General features: G+C 45.9%; 16 protein-coding genes. 13 read left to right on the top strand and 3 right to left on the bottom strand.

From position 1 onward, the window contains the following. Positions 1–19: 19 nt before the first annotated feature. From Q9292_RS13300 to Q9292_RS13255, 10 genes are read left to right on the top strand one after another with little or no spacing between them, the layout of a single operon-like run. A complete protein-coding gene (locus Q9292_RS13300) occupies positions 20–958 on the top strand; it encodes a hypothetical protein (RefSeq protein WP_275354963.1) in 939 nt (312 codons plus the stop codon). Continuing rightward, complete coding sequence (locus Q9292_RS13295; protein ID WP_313988872.1) at positions 955–1710, top strand: glycosyltransferase family A protein; 756 nt, start codon at positions 955–957, stop codon at positions 1708–1710. The genes Q9292_RS13300 and Q9292_RS13295 overlap by 4 nt, the downstream gene beginning before the upstream one ends. Continuing rightward, on the top strand, positions 1710–3572 hold the full coding sequence (locus Q9292_RS13290) for an acyltransferase family protein (RefSeq protein WP_313988869.1): 1863 nt from the start codon (positions 1710–1712) through the stop codon (positions 3570–3572). The genes Q9292_RS13295 and Q9292_RS13290 overlap by 1 nt, the downstream gene beginning before the upstream one ends. Before the next feature lie 5 nt (positions 3573–3577). Further along, a complete protein-coding gene (locus tag Q9292_RS13285) occupies positions 3578–4906 on the top strand; it encodes a hypothetical protein (protein ID WP_313988866.1) in 1329 nt (442 codons plus the stop codon). Beyond that, positions 4896–5858 carry a glycosyltransferase family 2 protein gene (locus Q9292_RS13280; RefSeq protein ID WP_275354955.1) on the top strand — a complete coding sequence of 321 codons (963 nt, stop codon included), beginning with the start codon at positions 4896–4898 and terminating at the stop codon, positions 5856–5858. Before Q9292_RS13285 ends, Q9292_RS13280 begins: the two co-directional genes overlap by 11 nt. A gap of 11 nt (positions 5859–5869) precedes the next feature. Then, on the top strand, positions 5870–6769 hold the full coding sequence (locus tag Q9292_RS13275; RefSeq protein ID WP_275354954.1) for a glycosyltransferase: 900 nt from the start codon (positions 5870–5872) through the stop codon (positions 6767–6769). After that, positions 6766–7653: an NAD-dependent epimerase/dehydratase family protein gene (locus Q9292_RS13270; RefSeq protein ID WP_313988859.1), complete on the top strand. Its 888-nt coding sequence runs from the start codon at positions 6766–6768 to the stop codon at positions 7651–7653. The genes Q9292_RS13275 and Q9292_RS13270 overlap by 4 nt, the downstream gene beginning before the upstream one ends. Continuing rightward, positions 7643–8218 (top strand): sugar transferase, encoded by a 576-nt coding sequence (locus Q9292_RS13265; RefSeq protein WP_313988857.1) that lies wholly within the window; start codon positions 7643–7645, stop codon positions 8216–8218. Before Q9292_RS13270 ends, Q9292_RS13265 begins: the two co-directional genes overlap by 11 nt. A gap of 17 nt (positions 8219–8235) precedes the next feature. Further along, the gene (locus Q9292_RS13260) at positions 8236–10152 is read left to right on the top strand and encodes a nucleoside-diphosphate sugar epimerase/dehydratase (RefSeq protein ID WP_313988855.1); all 1917 of its coding nucleotides are present in this window, start codon (positions 8236–8238) and stop codon (positions 10150–10152) included. Position 10153: 1 nt separating this feature from the next. Continuing rightward, complete coding sequence (locus tag Q9292_RS13255; protein WP_313988853.1) at positions 10154–12061, top strand: ATP-binding cassette domain-containing protein; 1908 nt, start codon at positions 10154–10156, stop codon at positions 12059–12061. A 72-nt stretch (positions 12062–12133) separates the two neighbouring features. On the opposite strand, the gene Q9292_RS13250 is transcribed toward Q9292_RS13255, so the two are convergent. The 3 genes from Q9292_RS13250 to flgA form a co-directional block, all read right to left on the bottom strand. Continuing rightward, entirely contained in the window at positions 12134–12616 is a 483-nt protein-coding gene (locus Q9292_RS13250; protein WP_194746909.1) for a flagella synthesis protein FlgN, read from the bottom strand. A 5-nt stretch (positions 12617–12621) separates the two neighbouring features. Next, a complete protein-coding gene (flgM, locus tag Q9292_RS13245) occupies positions 12622–12942 on the bottom strand; it encodes a flagellar biosynthesis anti-sigma factor FlgM (RefSeq protein WP_275354946.1) in 321 nt (106 codons plus the stop codon). Positions 12943–13103: 161 nt separating this feature from the next. After that, positions 13104–13871: a flagellar basal body P-ring formation chaperone FlgA gene (gene flgA / locus Q9292_RS13240; protein WP_313988849.1), complete on the bottom strand. Its 768-nt coding sequence runs from the start codon at positions 13869–13871 to the stop codon at positions 13104–13106. A gap of 276 nt (positions 13872–14147) precedes the next feature. On the opposite strand from flgA, the gene flgB reads away from it, so the two are divergent. The 3 genes from flgB to Q9292_RS13225 are packed head-to-tail and all read left to right on the top strand — an operon-like array spanning position 14148 to position 15689. Then, positions 14148–14570 (top strand): flagellar basal body rod protein FlgB, encoded by a 423-nt coding sequence (gene flgB, locus Q9292_RS13235; RefSeq protein WP_313988846.1) that lies wholly within the window; start codon positions 14148–14150, stop codon positions 14568–14570. Between the two features lie 19 nt (positions 14571–14589). Further along, a complete protein-coding gene (gene flgC / locus Q9292_RS13230) occupies positions 14590–14997 on the top strand; it encodes a flagellar basal body rod protein FlgC (RefSeq protein WP_194746913.1) in 408 nt (135 codons plus the stop codon). Positions 14998–15017: 20 nt separating this feature from the next. Further along, positions 15018–15689: a flagellar hook assembly protein FlgD gene (locus Q9292_RS13225; RefSeq protein WP_275354943.1), complete on the top strand. Its 672-nt coding sequence runs from the start codon at positions 15018–15020 to the stop codon at positions 15687–15689. The last annotated feature ends 31 nt before the right edge of the window (positions 15690–15720 follow it).

Here is a 15720-nt window from a genome sequence, read left to right as displayed (position 1 = left end):
CAATAGGCGGGATTTCACCATGTTAAACAAAGTCGATGTTGCCATTCAGTCTTTTAAAAAACCGGAATCTCTAATTTACTCGCTGCTCACCCTTCACCAACAATCAAAAGACTTGGTAGATACGGTCTGGATCAATGATGATCAATCTCCGCCAGAAATACTCAAAGCTTACAAATCCGATGCGCTTTTAAAAGCATTGCATCCCTGGAAAATAAACGTTCGAAGAAACAATCACAGAATGGGGTGGTGGCTTTCATTCGTCAAAGGCTACAAGCCGACGTATCTGACATATCGCTATATGTTTTTCAGAATGCTATGGAACTTCTATAAAAATAAATCTATTTTTGTAGACAGGGAGGATTTACGTTACCAATGGGCCATCGAAAATACGGACAAAGAATATCTGTTTATCATGCATGATGACATCAGCTTTAATGGGGACATTATTGCACTCTATCTCAACGCTATTAAAAATCTCCCCAACCCTGGAATTGTCGGAGACCTAGGTCAATGCTGGCGCTGTGCCTATCAAGCGGTTGGCTGTAATCCTGAAAAAATTTGTGCCGGATATCGCCCTTCTCAACAATGGCCAAATACCAAACTGGATAAAAATGACCACAAATGGGCATGCCGGATAAATGAATGGTCCGCTTTACTAAAAGTCGGTATAGCTAAAAAAATAACGCAAAAACATAAAATATTTTTTGGTAACTTTGATGATAGAGGAGATACTTCCGCTTATTGGTTTTCAAAGTTGATTGAAGACGGCATGAGCTTTACAGATCCGCTTGCTGGAAAGGATAAAAGCACGTTTTATTTACACTGGGAAGATGGAAAAACCGGCCACTCCGTATGGGTTGATCAAGGCATAGGGAAATCCATGTATGATCACTTGAAATTAAGAACAGCGCTTCGAGAACAATTCGGTTTTGACTACCCATGGGAGCAGCACGCGTGACACATCCGATCACCCTAGCCATCACGTCTTGTGGCCGAATGGACTTACTGGAAAAGACGCTTAAAAGCTTCTACAAACTCAACACTTACCCTATCTTTAAAACCATTATTATTGATGATAGCTGCGGTGGGTTTGACACTGAACGTATTAGTGCCTGCATTCCCAACAGCTACGAGTTTATTTTGAATACAGAAAATATCGGGCAGATTCGTTCGATTGATAAGCTTTATTCCAGCATTACCACGCCTTATGTGTTTCATTGCGAAGATGATTGGGAGTTTTACCAGGAAGGCTTCATTGAGGAGTCGCTGGCTATCCTTGAGCGTCATCAACAGATCATTACTGTTTGGTTGAGAGCTCACGACGATACGAACACGCATCCAATCTCGCAATCCGAATCGGTCGAAGGTTTTGATAACAAGTTAATGCAAAGAAAGTATCGCGGCGCATGGAGCGGATTTACATTTAATCCGGGGCTAAGGCGATTGGCAGACTACCATCTACTGGCCCCTTATGCAGAAAAACCAATCCTGATTGGTAAGAAAAATCAAAGCGTTGCTTCAGAAATTGACCTGTCGATTTACTATGACCGACTTGGATTTAGAGCCGCCATCACGATTCATCCTGGGGGATATGTCAAGCACATTGGATGGGGAGACCATATTCCTCAGGAATGGGAAAGTGCTTTCTTCGCCCGCGCCTACATCAAGCTAAGAAATCTCATCAAAAAACACGTTCTGTATAGAAATTGATGAATAAGCTGTATTACCGTCCAGAAATCAGTGGTCTGAGAGCATTATCCATTGCTTTTGTTCTGATTTACCACTATTTCCCCAGCTATCTCAAGGCTGGCTTTATTGGGGTGGATATCTTTTTTGTCATTTCCGGATATCTGATTTTTCAAATTATTTCAAAAAATAATTACGAACTCCCTTTAAAAGCATTCCTAAAAGGCAGATTTCTAAGACTATTTCCATCATTTCTGCTAATCCTCATCTGTACCCTGGCGATAGGTGGGTGTGTATTATTGGCAGGAGAGTATGTTGATTTATCCACCTCAGTCTTAGCGTCTTTATTGGCACAATCCAACTACTTTGAGTTTTCCAAAAGTGGATATTTCGATAATGCGATTAATATTCGCCCACTACTACACCTATGGTCACTGGCAGTTGAGTTTCAGTTTTATATTTTTATTGCACTACTTTGCAGTTTATGTCGCAATCGAAACAACATGCTGTTGTTGCTGCTTGGGTGCACAACAGTATCTATTTTGCTTGATATTACCTTGGTCAATCGCGCACCTTCTGCCGTTTTCTTCTTTACGCCGTTTCGACTATGGGAGTTTTTGGCAGGCGCGATCACTGCATTGCTACAAAAAGATAAAGAATCTACTCCGGTCCTGAGTTATCTGGGAGTGGCTTTACTCGCCCTGGCATTATCTCTTATGTCCAGTGAGTCAACACACCCAGGGCTCATCACGATATTACCAGTGTTGGCCGCCGCACTGCTGCTAGTGCGAACAAGACCCAACATTGTGACCACATCCCTTTCGCTCTATCCACTAACCCTTGTCGGCGAAATGAGCTATGCGCTGTATCTATGGCATTGGCCATTACTAGAATACTCCAAATTGATTTGGGGAGGACTCACCCCTCTGTTCAGAATCAAACTCTTAATAATATCCATGGCGCTAGCCTTTGTGACGACTTTCTACTATGAAAAATGGCTAAGGAAAGACCAAAAACTTAAGCTATTGATCACGCTCCTGCTCGCAACCGCAGCCGTTTCTGTGCTCGTCATCATCAACAAAGGCTTCACATCAAGAACCGTTCATCTTAATAACGCAGAACTCAATCAAAACAATACGTTAGTCATGACTTACAGAAGGTCATGCGAGAAATATATTGGGAAGCCTCATAAAGAAGACCGCTGCAATGATGATCACTATGTAGAGGGCGGAACCAAGTTGGCTGTCATTGGCGATAGCCAATCAAATGCCTTCACGACGGTACTTAACGCATTTGTATCTTCTGAAAAATCTAACTACCTTCAATTGGGCATGGGTATGTGCCCTGCGCTGATTGGGTATGGTACTCATGACTGCCGTCATTTTGCGGCAAAAACTTTTGAGCACATCACGCAGCGGCATACATTTAAAACGCTGATTATTGCTGCACAATGGCCGTTATACAGTGATGGCATCACGGTCAACGGCCAGACGTTTACGTCAGATTTTTTTTGGCAGTCTTTTGAAAACACTATTGCTGCATATTCAAAAAACATCGATCAAATATATATTGTTTACTCAGTGCCCTTAGGTGCAGAACCCAGAAGGTGTTTTGAAAGATTGCCTTTCGAGTTAAAGGGGTGTGATTTACCAAAAACGCTTGTGACTCAGAATGAGCAGCGCTACCGGGAAAAAATAGCGCCTATCGTTCAAAAATATGGCCTAAAAGTCATCGACCCTATGCCTGCCATGTGTCATGAAGACAGATGCCCGGTTTTAAATGGCTCTAAAATATTGTATCTGGATAGCTCACACCTTTCCGAAGCTGGCGGGCAGTTCTTACTAGAACATCTGGATCCAAACGTACTGAGTGGACTTTATCATTAGATCCTATGTTTAACAAAACACATCTCATTGATAAAACAGTATTGCTGATTCTTGCAGGCAGAGTCATTAATAGCCTTGGTGGCTTTGTCACAATCTACTTTGTACTCCATTACTTAAACGATAAACTTCAGGGACACTACTACACCTTTTTAAATTTGATTGGTTTCAGTGTTTTTTTTGAGTTTGGTCTCAGTACCTTAATCATCCAGTTAATAAGTCACCATGTGCGCGACACTTATTTTCAGAAGCAGAGGTTGGTCGGGCCTGAATCATCGTTAAATCAGTTTCTGACTCTGGTTAAGAACATTCTAGTACATGCGTTTTTTCTTGCCATATCCATGGCGCTGTCATTAGGTGTGCTAGGTGGCATCCTCCTCGAAAAATCCGCTACGCTTTATCTGCCCTGGCTTTTACTGGTACTGGTTTATTGTTTAAGTTTTTTCATCAATACAGCCATTAATATCATTGAGGGCACAGGAAAAATTAATGATGTTGCAATCGCAAGAATGCTCTCGACTCTCGTCTCCATTCCGACCTTATGGCTTTGTTTATCCTCTCACCTCGGCGTTTATGCATTGGTCATACAGGCAATTGCAAATGTCATAACATTAAGCGCATGGCTGCTCAGTCAATACGGCTTATTTATTCGGCAAGCGCTTAACCAACACATCTCAATCAAAGATTTTTTTTCATACCTAAAATCTGTCTTCCCCTTACAAAAAAGACTGAGCGTGTCTTTTCTCTCTATCTACATGGGTGCACAAGTCTATGTTCCGTTAATGTTTGCTCTCGGGCAAGTTGAACTGGCAGGTAAACTAGGCGTCACCCTACAAGCGTTTAATGCAATAAATGGATTTGCCATTACCTGGATCAATTCCAAACTTGCCCTGTTTGGCGCTTCGATATCAAAAGGAGAGCGTTTAAAAGTTTACGCTCAGTTTAAAAGCTTATTTGGGACGTCATTGCTTGTATTAATCTTATTGCTATTAATACTGTGGACATTATTTTTTGCGCTCAACCAAACAAACTCACCATACTTATCCAGATTCTTAAGCGCAAAATATATTTTACTATTTTCGATTACAGCAATCGGAATACATGTTTACACATCCATCAATACTTATCTGCTGTCATTTAAGCTAGATCCTCTTTTCAAATTAAACCTGCTAAGAATTATTTTTTTATTTACCTCGATTTGCGTTATTTACGTACTCAAAGAGGTCAGTTATATTTTTGGGATCTATTTGATCAATACTGTGTTGATTGGCATGCTTGGCGCTATTTACGTTCTACATCAGTTCCATACCAAGATTTTAGGAAAAAATGAACAATAAAAAAGTCCTTGCAGCGGTAGTAACATACAATCCCTGTAACGATTCACTCTCTAAATTGGTTTCCGAGACTAAAGAACAGGTCGATGAAATGGTCATCATCGACAATAGTCCACTGCACTCCTTTAATCTAAATCCCTCCAAAGAGATGAATGTAAAAATTATTCATCTTGCGGATAATATGGGCATTGCCTACGCACAAAATATTGCAATTGAGTATGCAATAAAACAAAAATTTGACTATATATTGTTTCTAGACCAAGACAGTGTTCCAACACCACACATGGTGAATGCACTTTTAAAGTGTTTTTGTGAGCTTGCTGCAGGGAATAAAGTAGCGATTACCGCGCCGGTTACCATTGATGCAAGGACCAAGATCGAATCACCATTTTTAGTGCTTAAACATGGTTATCCTGTCAGAGAAGTAAAAAAAGACACAAATGAAGCCAGCCATGTAACAGAGGCTTGTTTTTTGATATCGTCTGGCTCATTGGTCTCGCTAGAGGCTATTCAGGCAATCGGCGGGAATAGAAGTGGTTATTTTATTGATCATGTTGATACGGAATGGTGCATGCGCGCCCTGTGTGCAGGCTACAAACTGTATGGAGTTAATGATGCGAGACTGATTCATGCGATCGGTGACCATGCTCAAACCATTCCATTTATGAAGAACAGGCAAGTTTCTCACCATGCACCTTACCGTGATTACTATATGTTCAGGAATACTGTTTTTTGCATCAAGAACATTTCAGGTCTTTACCCGATAAAACTTTTTTTACTGCTCAGGCTACTTTACTTCTGTTTGTTTTTCATCATTTTTGCCCCAAATAGATTGTTACGTATACGCATGTTATTGTTAGGGCTGTTTCATGGATTAACCGGGATAGATGGTAAACTAATAACAGAGTCATCCAGTTGTATCGCCATTCCAAAATCCAATATTGAGCCCAACTAAACATTACGCTTATGCACCCCAACGTTTTAGTCCTACTTGCTGCTTATAATGGAGAAAACTGGCTAAAGGAACAAGTTAAAAGCATTTACTCTCAGGAAGAAGTTGAAGTTACGCTTGCAATTAGCGTTGATTTATCCTCAGACAATACCAGTTCATTGGTTGATACACTTAAAGATAGCTATCCGACGCTGTATAAGCTACCTAATCAAGGTGTGTTAGGCAGTGCAGCAAAAAATTTTTTTCATTTGTTGAGAGAAGTTGAGCTGCAACCATTTGACTATATTGCCCTCTCCGATCAGGATGACGTTTGGCACGCAACCAAGTTAAAAAATGCAATCGTCATGATTTCCCAACACCATACACACGCTTACTCCAGCAATGTGACAGCTTTCTGGCAGGATGGAAAACAGATACTGATTGATAAAGCACAAGCACAAACGAATCATGACTTCATGTTTGAGTCTGCTGGCCCTGGATGTACTTTTGTGCTCTCCAAAAAACTTGCAGTCGAATTGCAATCCTACTTAAGAAACAATGTTTTGCAGACACAGGAAATTTTCTTACATGACTGGTTTATTTATGCATTTGCCCGTTCTAAAGGTTATCAATGGTACATAGATTCCTACCCCAGCATGATGTATAGACAGCATGCAAATAATGTCATCGGTGCAAACCGGGGACTGAAGCCGATGATCGCCAGATTAATAAAACTGGGACAAGGCTGGTATCGCCAACAAATATTGCTGATTGCCGCCGCAGTAGGATATGAAAATCGCTGGCCAATCAATAGTTTTGTACGCTTGAATCTATTTGATCGCTTCAAGCTTGCTCTGCATGCTCATCAGTTCAGACGTAGACTTCGCGACCAGGTAGCGTTCGCGTTATATGTGCTTTTTCTGGCAAAAAAATGAATATTCTGGTCTCTGGCGCCTCTGGATTTGTCGGTCAAGCTTTATGTGCTTTTTTACAAAAGGCCGGACATTCTGTTACAAAAATTGATCGCCATTCGCCCTTTACCAGCTTATGGTCAGACATCCCTTACGACTGTCTGGTGAGCTTAGCTGGACGGGCACATATCATGCAAGAAACGGCAACGAATGTCTATCAAGCCTACGCGGATATAAATATCAATTACACAATGAAAATGGCACAACTGGCCAAAGATCTGGGCATTAAAAGGTTTATTTTTTTAAGCTCAGTCAAAGTCAATGGCGAAAGCACTGAAACGCCCTTTACACCTGAGGATAAACCAGCGCCGCTTGATGCGTATGGCAAATCAAAACTTGAGGCTGAGATTGCATTGAAGGGCTTTTGTGCAGCGAATGGCATCGAATGGGTGATCATACGTCCACCGCTCATTTATGGACCAGGCGTCAAAGCCAACTTTAAATCGCTGATTACCCTTTGTAAAAAAACCGTCCCCTTACCATTTGCGACTATTTATAACAAACGCAGCCTGATTAGTTTGGAAAATTTGAATGATTTTATTACGTTATGCTGCCATCACCCGCACGCTGCCAATCAAATATTCTTGATCTCAGACGATCACGATGTTTCCACAATGATGTTAATCCGAACAATTAAAAAATCGCTAGGTCTCAGAGCCTTATTGTTACCATTTCCTCCTTTGCTAATGAAGTGGATGTTTAGCTTGGTTGGCAGACACAGCTTGAGTGATCGCTTATTGGGCAATTTGCAAGTGAATACCGCAAAGGCAAAGCAAATGTTGGGCTGGCAGCCGGTCATCAGCTTTGACGAAGGCATTAAACGTACTGTGGCAGACTATGTGGATTAAGAGAGTTTTAGATATTGTACTGGCGCTGATCGCAACAACATGCTTGAGTCCCTTGTTATTAGCGACTTATCTATTGGTGAAACTCAGCTCCACAGGCCCGGCGTTGTACTGGAGCAAGCGCGTTGGTCAGCATAACCAGCTTTTTAGCATGCCAAAGTTCCGGTCCATGCGTGTGGGAACGCCACAAATGGCCACCCATTTAATGAATCAGCAAACGGATCCAAACGCATTTTTAACGCCAGTAGGAAGCTTTATCCGCAAAACCAGCCTGGATGAGTTACCGCAATTATGGAGTGTGTTGAAAGGCGACATGTCCATTGTCGGTCCACGGCCTGCACTGTTCAATCAGGACGATTTGATTGCATTACGCACTGAAAAAAACGTCCATACACTGAAACCAGGCATCACAGGCTGGGCGCAAGTGAATGGCCGGGACGAAATTCCAATCCCACAAAAAGTGGCGTTAGATGTGTATTACTTGCAACGTCAATCCCTCTGTCTTGATATCAAGATTATTGTGCTAACAGTGATCAAGGTATTAAGGCGTGATAACATCACGCATTGATTGTTTGTTTGATTGCTATGCTCAGGCTACCAACACGCGTTTTGTCTTTTTTTGCGTTTGCTCATGATGCGGTCGTCCTGGTCGCGGCATGGATCTTTGCTTTCTCTTTACGCTTTAACTTTCAGATACCCTCCACTTTTGTGCAGTATATCTGGCAAACATTGCCAGTGATTTTTGCCATTCATGCCATTTGTTTTTATACCTTTGGCCTTTATAAAGGACTTTGGCGGTTTGCTAGTCTGCCCGATTTAAAACGGATTATGCGCGCAGTCGGATTTGCTGCCTTGCTTAGCGCAGCGTATGCCCTGCTGGTCCACCCAACGATCATCATCCCGCGCTCGGTGCTGATCCTGAATCCTATGTTGCTCATTTTGGCGATGGGTGGGAGCCGTTTTTTATACCGTGCCTGGAAAGAGCGGCGTTTATTTAATACGGTTGCGCTTCAAGGTAAACCTGTGATTGTGATCGGGGTTGAAGATGCTTCTTTTAACCTGATTAAAGAGCTCAGTAAAAATCCGGAATGGCGTGTCGTGGCCATGATAGATCCAGCGAACAGGCTGGTGGGCCGAGAAATTATGCACACCAAGGTAGAAGGTGGTCTGGAAGATATTCCAGCAATTGCCGCACGTTATGGCTGCAAGCATTGCATGATCGCGATGCCAAGTAGCCGGCACCAGAAACGCAGATTGGCGGTGGAAGCCGCCAGAAAATCTCCCGAGATGGAGGTTTTGACCCTGCCAGCCATGTCTGACCTGATCAGTGGCCGGATCAGTCTCTCGCAAATTCGCAAGATTGATGTCGAGGACTTGCTGGGGCGTGATGTGGTGCAACTGGATACCCATGGCTTGAGTACGATGTTGGCTAACAAGGTAGTGCTGGTCTCGGGGGCTGCGGGCTCCATTGGCTCTGAACTGTGCAGACAAATACTGAGTTTTCACCCGGCACAATTAATCTGTCTGGATATCTCGGAATATGCGTTGTATACCTTGCAGCAAGAATTTAATCAGTCCGTCACCAATACCGAGCTGGTCTATCTGGTGGCGGATGTGAAGAATCAGGCCAGGATGCAACGCATCTTGCAAAATCATCAGCCGGAGGTTGTGTTACATGCCGGGGCCTATAAGCATGTGCCTATGATGGAGCATTTTAACGTGGTAGAGGCCTTGCAGAACAATGCCTACGGCACCTACCAGATTGCAGCGGCGTGCCAGGCAGCTAATGTGCCCACCTTTGTGCTGGTCTCCACTGATAAAGCAGTGAATCCGACCAATGTCATGGGTGCCAGCAAGCGTCTGGCCGAACTCATTTGTCAGGGCTTGCAAAACAAGCAAAATCACACACGTTTTATCACGGTGCGTTTTGGCAACGTGCTGGGAAGCAGTGGCAGCGTGATTCCAAAATTCCGCGAGCAAATTGCGCACGGCGGCCCAATCACAATTACACACCCGGAGATCACACGCTACTTTATGTCCATCCCGGAAGCCGCTCAACTGGTATTACAGGCAGCGACCATGGGCAACGGCGGTGAAGTCTTTGTAATGGATATGGGCACACCGGTCAAAATCATTGATCTGGCACGCGACATGATTAAACTATCCGGTCTGCAAGAGCAAGAGATACGCATTGAGTTTACCGGCCTGCGTCCGGGTGAAAAGCTTTATGAAGAGTTGCTGGCAGATGATGAAAACACCTTGCCGACGAGCCATGAAAAACTACGGATTGCCCAAGCGCGCAGTGCAGATAGCCTTTGGCTGACGCAGTTGCTCGAGTGGTTGGCGACCATACCGCATTTGCCAGAGTCTCAAATCAAGCAAGACTTGCAGCGCTGGGTCGAGGAGTATCAGCCAGATACCCGGCCCGCACCCTCTGTCTCTTTACGTGCCACTCTGGCGCCCTTAGAGACCCTCCCCTCGCCTTCACAACAGATACACTGATATGCCTTTAATCACACTCAAACAGGCCAGCCTGGCCTTTGGTCATGTGCCATTGCTGGACCAAGTCAACTTTCAGCTGGATAACAAGGAGTGTGTCGGCATCATTGGCCGTAACGGGACCGGTAAATCCAGCATGCTTAAAGTGGTCGCCGGGCTGATCAAACTGGATGATGGCGAATATTGGCGCGACCCAGGCAGCAAGATTGCCTACGTACCGCAAGAGCCCGAGCTGGATGCAGCGCATGATGTGTTTACTGCCGTCGCCCAAGGCTTGGGGAATGTCGTGACACAACTTAAAGAATATCACGACCTGTCACTGCAGTTGTCGCAGGCGCAAGAGACTGAAGCTTTGCTCGATCGCATGCAAGTATTACAGCACAGCCTGGAAGCTGAAAACGGCTGGGCGCTACAATCCCGCATTGAGTCAGTGTTGTCCAAACTCGGGCTACAGGCAGACACCCCAATTGCCACCTTGTCAGGTGGCTGGCGCAAACGCGTGGCCCTGGCACAGGCATTAGTGCAAGCCCCCGATGTCTTGTTGCTCGATGAACCGACGAACCATCTGGATCTGGAAGCAATCGTCTGGCTAGAGGAGCTGCTCTTGGGCTATCAAGGCAGCGTGATGCTGATTACGCATGATCGTCGCTTTCTGGACCGCCTGTCTACCCGTATTGTCGAACTTGACCGCGGTCATTTAACCGAATTTACAGGCAACTATAGCCAGTACCAACTGAAAAAGGCTGAATTGCTGACCGTAGAAGCACAACACCAGGCCAAATTTGACAAGTTTCTAGCGCAGGAAGAAGTCTGGATCCGCAAAGGGGTTGAAGCCAGGCGCACGCGCAATGAAGGTCGCGTCAGAAGACTGGAACAACTGCGGCTTGACCGCGCTGCACGCCGTGATCGTCAAGGTCAGGTGCACTTGCAACTGGATGCGGGCGAGCGCTCAGGCAAGCTGATTGCAGAACTGCAAGAAGTGCGCATGGCGTTTGGTGACAAAGTGCTGATTAATCGCTTTAGTACCCGCATCATGCGGGGGGACCGCATCGGACTGCTAGGCCCGAACGGAGTCGGTAAATCTACCCTGCTTAAGCTGCTCTTGGGCGAGTTGGCGCCGAGCGCGGGCAAGGTGCAACTGGGAACGAATATCCAGGTGGCCTACTTTGACCAGATGCGCGAACAGCTCAACCCGGAAGCAACGCTGATGGACACGATCAGTCCGGGATCGGAGTATGTTCAAATCGGTGAAACACGCACCCATGTCATTGGTTATCTTGAGGATTTTCTGTTTGCACCGCAACGTGCACGCTCCCCGGTCAAATCTCTGTCTGGCGGTGAACGCAATCGTCTGTTACTAGCCCGATTATTTGCGCGTCCGGCCAATGTATTGGTGCTAGACGAACCCACCAACGATCTGGATATCGATACGCTGGAACTGCTGGAAAACCTGCTGCAAGATTATGCGGGCACCCTGTTTCTGGTGAGTCATGACCGGGCATTCCTGGAAAATACGGTGACACAAGTCATTGCTTTTGAAGGCCAGGGCAAACTCACCGAATTTAGCGGTGGTTATGATGACTGGCTGCGCTTTAGCCAGCAGCGCGAAGCTGCAAATAAACCAGTCGAAAAACCGGTGCCTGCAGCCTCGTCCCCCGTCAGCACGAACGCCTCATCCAACACCTCAACCCGAAAAAAGTTGAGCTTTAAGGAACAGCGTGAGCTTGAAGCGCTGCCTGCAGAAATTGAACAATTAGAGCAAGAGCAAGCTGATATCCAGTCACAGTTTGCACAAGGCGACATTTACAAGCAAGCGCCTGAGCAGGTCAAGCAACGACAAGAGAGACTGGATGAAATTGAAGCGTTAATCTTGCAGAAACTGGAGCGCTGGGAATGGCTGGAAAGCCAGTAAGCAACGCTCAAGCCTGTAAATGGCAATGATGAATTGCCATTTACGGTTGTGATCGTTTGATTTTAATGCGAGTTATACCGCAAAGCTGGTGCGAGAGCTATGGGCACCGTGAGTTTGGCCATTTTTGCCATAGAACTGCGTGGCATTGGTTGCTTTGCCTTGAATCGCATCCAGCTTTTCCTGGTTGCGTTGAAAATGCTTGTTGATCAGGATGCCGTTGATGCGGTTAAGCTCTTTTGCCTGCGCCAGTTTTTTCTGGAACTCCATCCATGCAGTATCCATCACTTTGCCATGTCCTAACTCCAGCCATTTAGCCATGCCTTTTTCATTGGCTTCGAAGCCGGCGGCCGACAAGGCAGCGTAACGCTGTTTTGCGGCTTCACCCAGCGCCTGTAGTAACTCTACACGCTGATCAATAATCCGTTCTATGGTGTCCAGGTCAGCTTTGACCAAGGCTTTTTGTTCATTCTGCAAATCTTCAATGAGCGCTTCAACCAGATTGGCATCCGCTTCAAAACTGATCTCAGGGATAGCGTTGCGATTTGCAGTTGTCATAAACATCATCCTTTTTTCGAATGTATCAAGTCCTTAACGGTTTGCAATAAGCCGTCAGCCACTTTACCCGTGTCGACAGTAAAGTCTCCACGCGCAATAGCACTTTTAATTTCGTCCACTTTGTGCGTATCAAACACCTCTGACGAGGCAATCCCCGCTTCAATGGACTGCATCTGCACCGATGCCGCGGACAATGTCACATTGTCTTTGCTGGCTGGCGTTGCCGATGTGCTTGTTTTTTCGGTACTTTTGCTGCTGGTACCTTTATCTAATACTGGTTTATCTACACCAATCCCAAGTTTCTTGATCGAATCTGAAATATTCATGCTATCCCTCTGCCTTGATGTCTGAGTTTGTCGGGTGACTAAACCCTCATTGATTAACAGTTCTATCGGCATAGTTTAAGCGAACTTTAGTTGTTAATATAGTTTTTATCTCAAGATTCTGATTGAGAAGTATTTTTTCATGGTTGTCGTGGTGAGTCTGCCTAATATCTTACATCGACTTTTCCACTCGACAGTGCAACCCCTTTAATCACCTGGCCGCTACTGACTTTGACATCCACCACCTGCCCGGCATTGGCTGTTTGCAGTGCAGTCCCATCGGCACTGACCACAAATCCTTCTCCACGGCTATTTAACTGTACAGTCTGACCCTGCATGATCACAGGTCTGGACTTGAGCAGCTCTGGGCGCAACACCGTGCCCAGCGGCATATTCAAGGCGGCTTGTTTGCCTTCGAGCATGGACAAGTCCGTGATAATGCCAGCCGGTAGCTTGCTTAAATCCCCTGATTGCAACACCACATCGTTCGGGCTGAGTAGTGCACCCTGACTGACTGGCACTGCCGTCACTGCATATTCAGCCCACACTTGCACGTCTGCCTGCACATACAGCGTCCACAACTTGGTCTCGGCTTGCAGGCAACGGACACCTATATGTGTTTTACCCCACAACCGTGAGCCTGGTACGGTAAATCCTTCCATCATGTCGCAGGCAGCAATACGAACACGGCTGTCTAGTGGCTGAATGTCGACATTGACTTTGCCTGGATAACCTTGCGTCTGGCTCTGCACATATTGCACAGCGGTTTGATATACGCGGCTGTGCATGTCTGCGACCGCCGGCTCAGCGACACGCTGATTGGCCAGCGTAGCGTTTGTCGCCGTACGGTCAGCTGCGTGCAATAAATGACTGAAGAACCCGGCCAGGGCAATCAGCATCGCACAAAAAATTGTAAGCAGACGAGGTTTCATGAGCATTCATTCTACGCACAACCGCTGGCGCTAAATGCTCAAATAAAGGGGATTTACCGCATTTAATTCAGAAATTGTTCATAAACGTGCGGCGTACACTAGGCATAGCTAGTAAAAGTGACTCGAGCAATAAGAGGTAACGAGTTATCAGGATTAACGGCAGTGTCTGGCAAACCTTTAGGATGTTTTTGAATAAAGGTGTTTTGGCGACGAGGCTACAACAATCGCTAACCAAAAATTAAAGCCAGAGATTCAGGCAAGTGAAAGGAATCAATGATGATCAACAAATTAGACGCCGCACTGAATTTTCATCAGACGGCATTGCGTGTACGCAATGAACGTCAAGAGCTGTTGGCATCCAATATCGCCAATGCGGATACACCGCAATACAAGGCACGCGATATCGACTTTAAAGCCGCCATGCAGGCCGCCATGCATCCAGCCAGTAGCACGGGTACAGCAACAGGTGGTTTGCAAAAAACCGACTCGGGCCACATGCAAGGTCAGCCGAATCAAGGTTATGCAGGCCCTGGTGATCCATTGTTCCGTACGGTGACGCAAGCCTCTGTAGACGGCAATACGGTAGACATGGATGCAGAACGTAATGCCTATGTCGATAACGGCATCCGTTATGAAGCAAGCTTAACCATGATCACCGGCCAGATCAAAAAAATGCTGACCGCAATCAATGGCCAGTAATTGAGTAAGGAGTACTGACATGTCTTTGTTTAATGTATTCAAGATTTCCGGCTCTGCGATGAGCGCACAATCCATGCGTCTGAATACCGTAGCCAGTAACCTGGCCAACGCGGACAGCGTGGTCAGCTCTGACGGCAAACCCTATCAGGCCAAACAGGTCGTGTTCAAGGCCGTGCAAGATGCGGCGAATCAAAACGCCAGCACGGTTGCGGTTGACGGCGTGATTGAAGATAACCGCCCCGGCAAAGTGGTCTACGACCCCAAACACCCGATGGCCAACAGTGAAGGCTATATCACCATGCCTAACGTCAACGTTACTGAAGAGATGGTGAACATGATCTCTGCCTCCCGAGCTTATCAAAACAACGTGGAAACCATGAATGCGGCCAAGACCATGTTGCTTAAAACACTCAATATTGGTCAATAACCTGCAGAAAGGAATCTCATATGACCACGGTGAATACTAACAATCAGGTCCCTCAAGACTTGCTCAATACAGTGAACAATCGCTCATCAAATACAACCAGTACCGATGATGCCCAAGATAGATTCATGAAGCTTCTGGTGACGCAAATGAAAAACCAGGACCCGCTCAACCCGATGGACAATGCCCAGGTGACTAGCCAGATGGCGCAACTGAACACGGTAACCGGGATCAACAAACTGAATGACTCCATGACCAGCCTCATCAACAACGTGCAGATGGGCCAGTCCTACCAGGCGACCAGCATGATAGGCCGCAATATATTGTCTGCCGGCAATACCATGGAGCTGGGTGAAAAAGGCGCACTGTTCGGTGTCAACATCCCGAACGGAGCCGACAACCTGACCGTCACCATTAAAAATGGCGCAGGCACCGTCATTCAAACACTGACGCTAGGCAAGCAGGCCACCGGCATCAATGCCCTGTCCTGGGATGGAAAAGACGCGAGCGGCCAACCGGCACCGACTGGCACTTATACCTTTGAAACGACCGCAACACTGGGGGATGCAAAAACAACCAGCACCGCATTAAGCCTGGCCCAGGTGCAAAGTGTTTCACAAATGAACGGCTCGTCCAGACTGAATTTGAGTACAGGCAAGGACGTGGCACTGGCCGATGTTCTGGAAGTATTCTAAAGCCCCACAGAATGTAATCTTACGCAAGGAG

Source organism: Methylophilus sp. VKM B-3414 (genome assembly GCF_032248435.1).
Lineage (GTDB): Bacteria > Pseudomonadota > Gammaproteobacteria > Burkholderiales > Methylophilaceae > Methylophilus > Methylophilus glucosoxydans.
This window is presented reverse-complemented; position numbering and strand designations above follow the sequence as displayed.

Excerpts from the sequence above, each read along its gene's own strand:
- Q9292_RS13300 (WP_275354963.1), top strand. The coding sequence starts at position 20 with ATGTTAAACAAAGTCGATGTTGCCATTCAGTCTTTTAAAAAACCGGAA.
- Q9292_RS13290 (WP_313988869.1), top strand. The coding sequence starts at position 1,710 with ATGAATAAGCTGTATTACCGTCCAGAAATCAGTGGTCTGAGAGCATTA.
- Q9292_RS13285 (WP_313988866.1), top strand. The coding sequence starts at position 3,578 with ATGTTTAACAAAACACATCTCATTGATAAAACAGTATTGCTGATTCTT.
- Q9292_RS13280 (WP_275354955.1), top strand. The coding sequence starts at position 4,896 with ATGAACAATAAAAAAGTCCTTGCAGCGGTAGTAACATACAATCCCTGT.
- Q9292_RS13275 (WP_275354954.1), top strand. The coding sequence starts at position 5,870 with ATGCACCCCAACGTTTTAGTCCTACTTGCTGCTTATAATGGAGAAAAC.
- Q9292_RS13270 (WP_313988859.1), top strand. The coding sequence starts at position 6,766 with ATGAATATTCTGGTCTCTGGCGCCTCTGGATTTGTCGGTCAAGCTTTA.
- Q9292_RS13265 (WP_313988857.1), top strand. The coding sequence starts at position 7,643 with ATGTGGATTAAGAGAGTTTTAGATATTGTACTGGCGCTGATCGCAACA.
- Q9292_RS13260 (WP_313988855.1), top strand. The coding sequence starts at position 8,236 with ATGCTCAGGCTACCAACACGCGTTTTGTCTTTTTTTGCGTTTGCTCAT.
- Q9292_RS13255 (WP_313988853.1), top strand. The coding sequence starts at position 10,154 with ATGCCTTTAATCACACTCAAACAGGCCAGCCTGGCCTTTGGTCATGTG.
- Q9292_RS13250 (WP_194746909.1), bottom strand. The coding sequence starts at position 12,616 with ATGACAACTGCAAATCGCAACGCTATCCCTGAGATCAGTTTTGAAGCG.
- flgM (WP_275354946.1), bottom strand. The coding sequence starts at position 12,942 with ATGAATATTTCAGATTCGATCAAGAAACTTGGGATTGGTGTAGATAAA.
- flgA (WP_313988849.1), bottom strand. The coding sequence starts at position 13,871 with ATGAAACCTCGTCTGCTTACAATTTTTTGTGCGATGCTGATTGCCCTG.
- flgB (WP_313988846.1), top strand. The coding sequence starts at position 14,148 with ATGATCAACAAATTAGACGCCGCACTGAATTTTCATCAGACGGCATTG.
- flgC (WP_194746913.1), top strand. The coding sequence starts at position 14,590 with ATGTCTTTGTTTAATGTATTCAAGATTTCCGGCTCTGCGATGAGCGCA.
- Q9292_RS13225 (WP_275354943.1), top strand. The coding sequence starts at position 15,018 with ATGACCACGGTGAATACTAACAATCAGGTCCCTCAAGACTTGCTCAAT.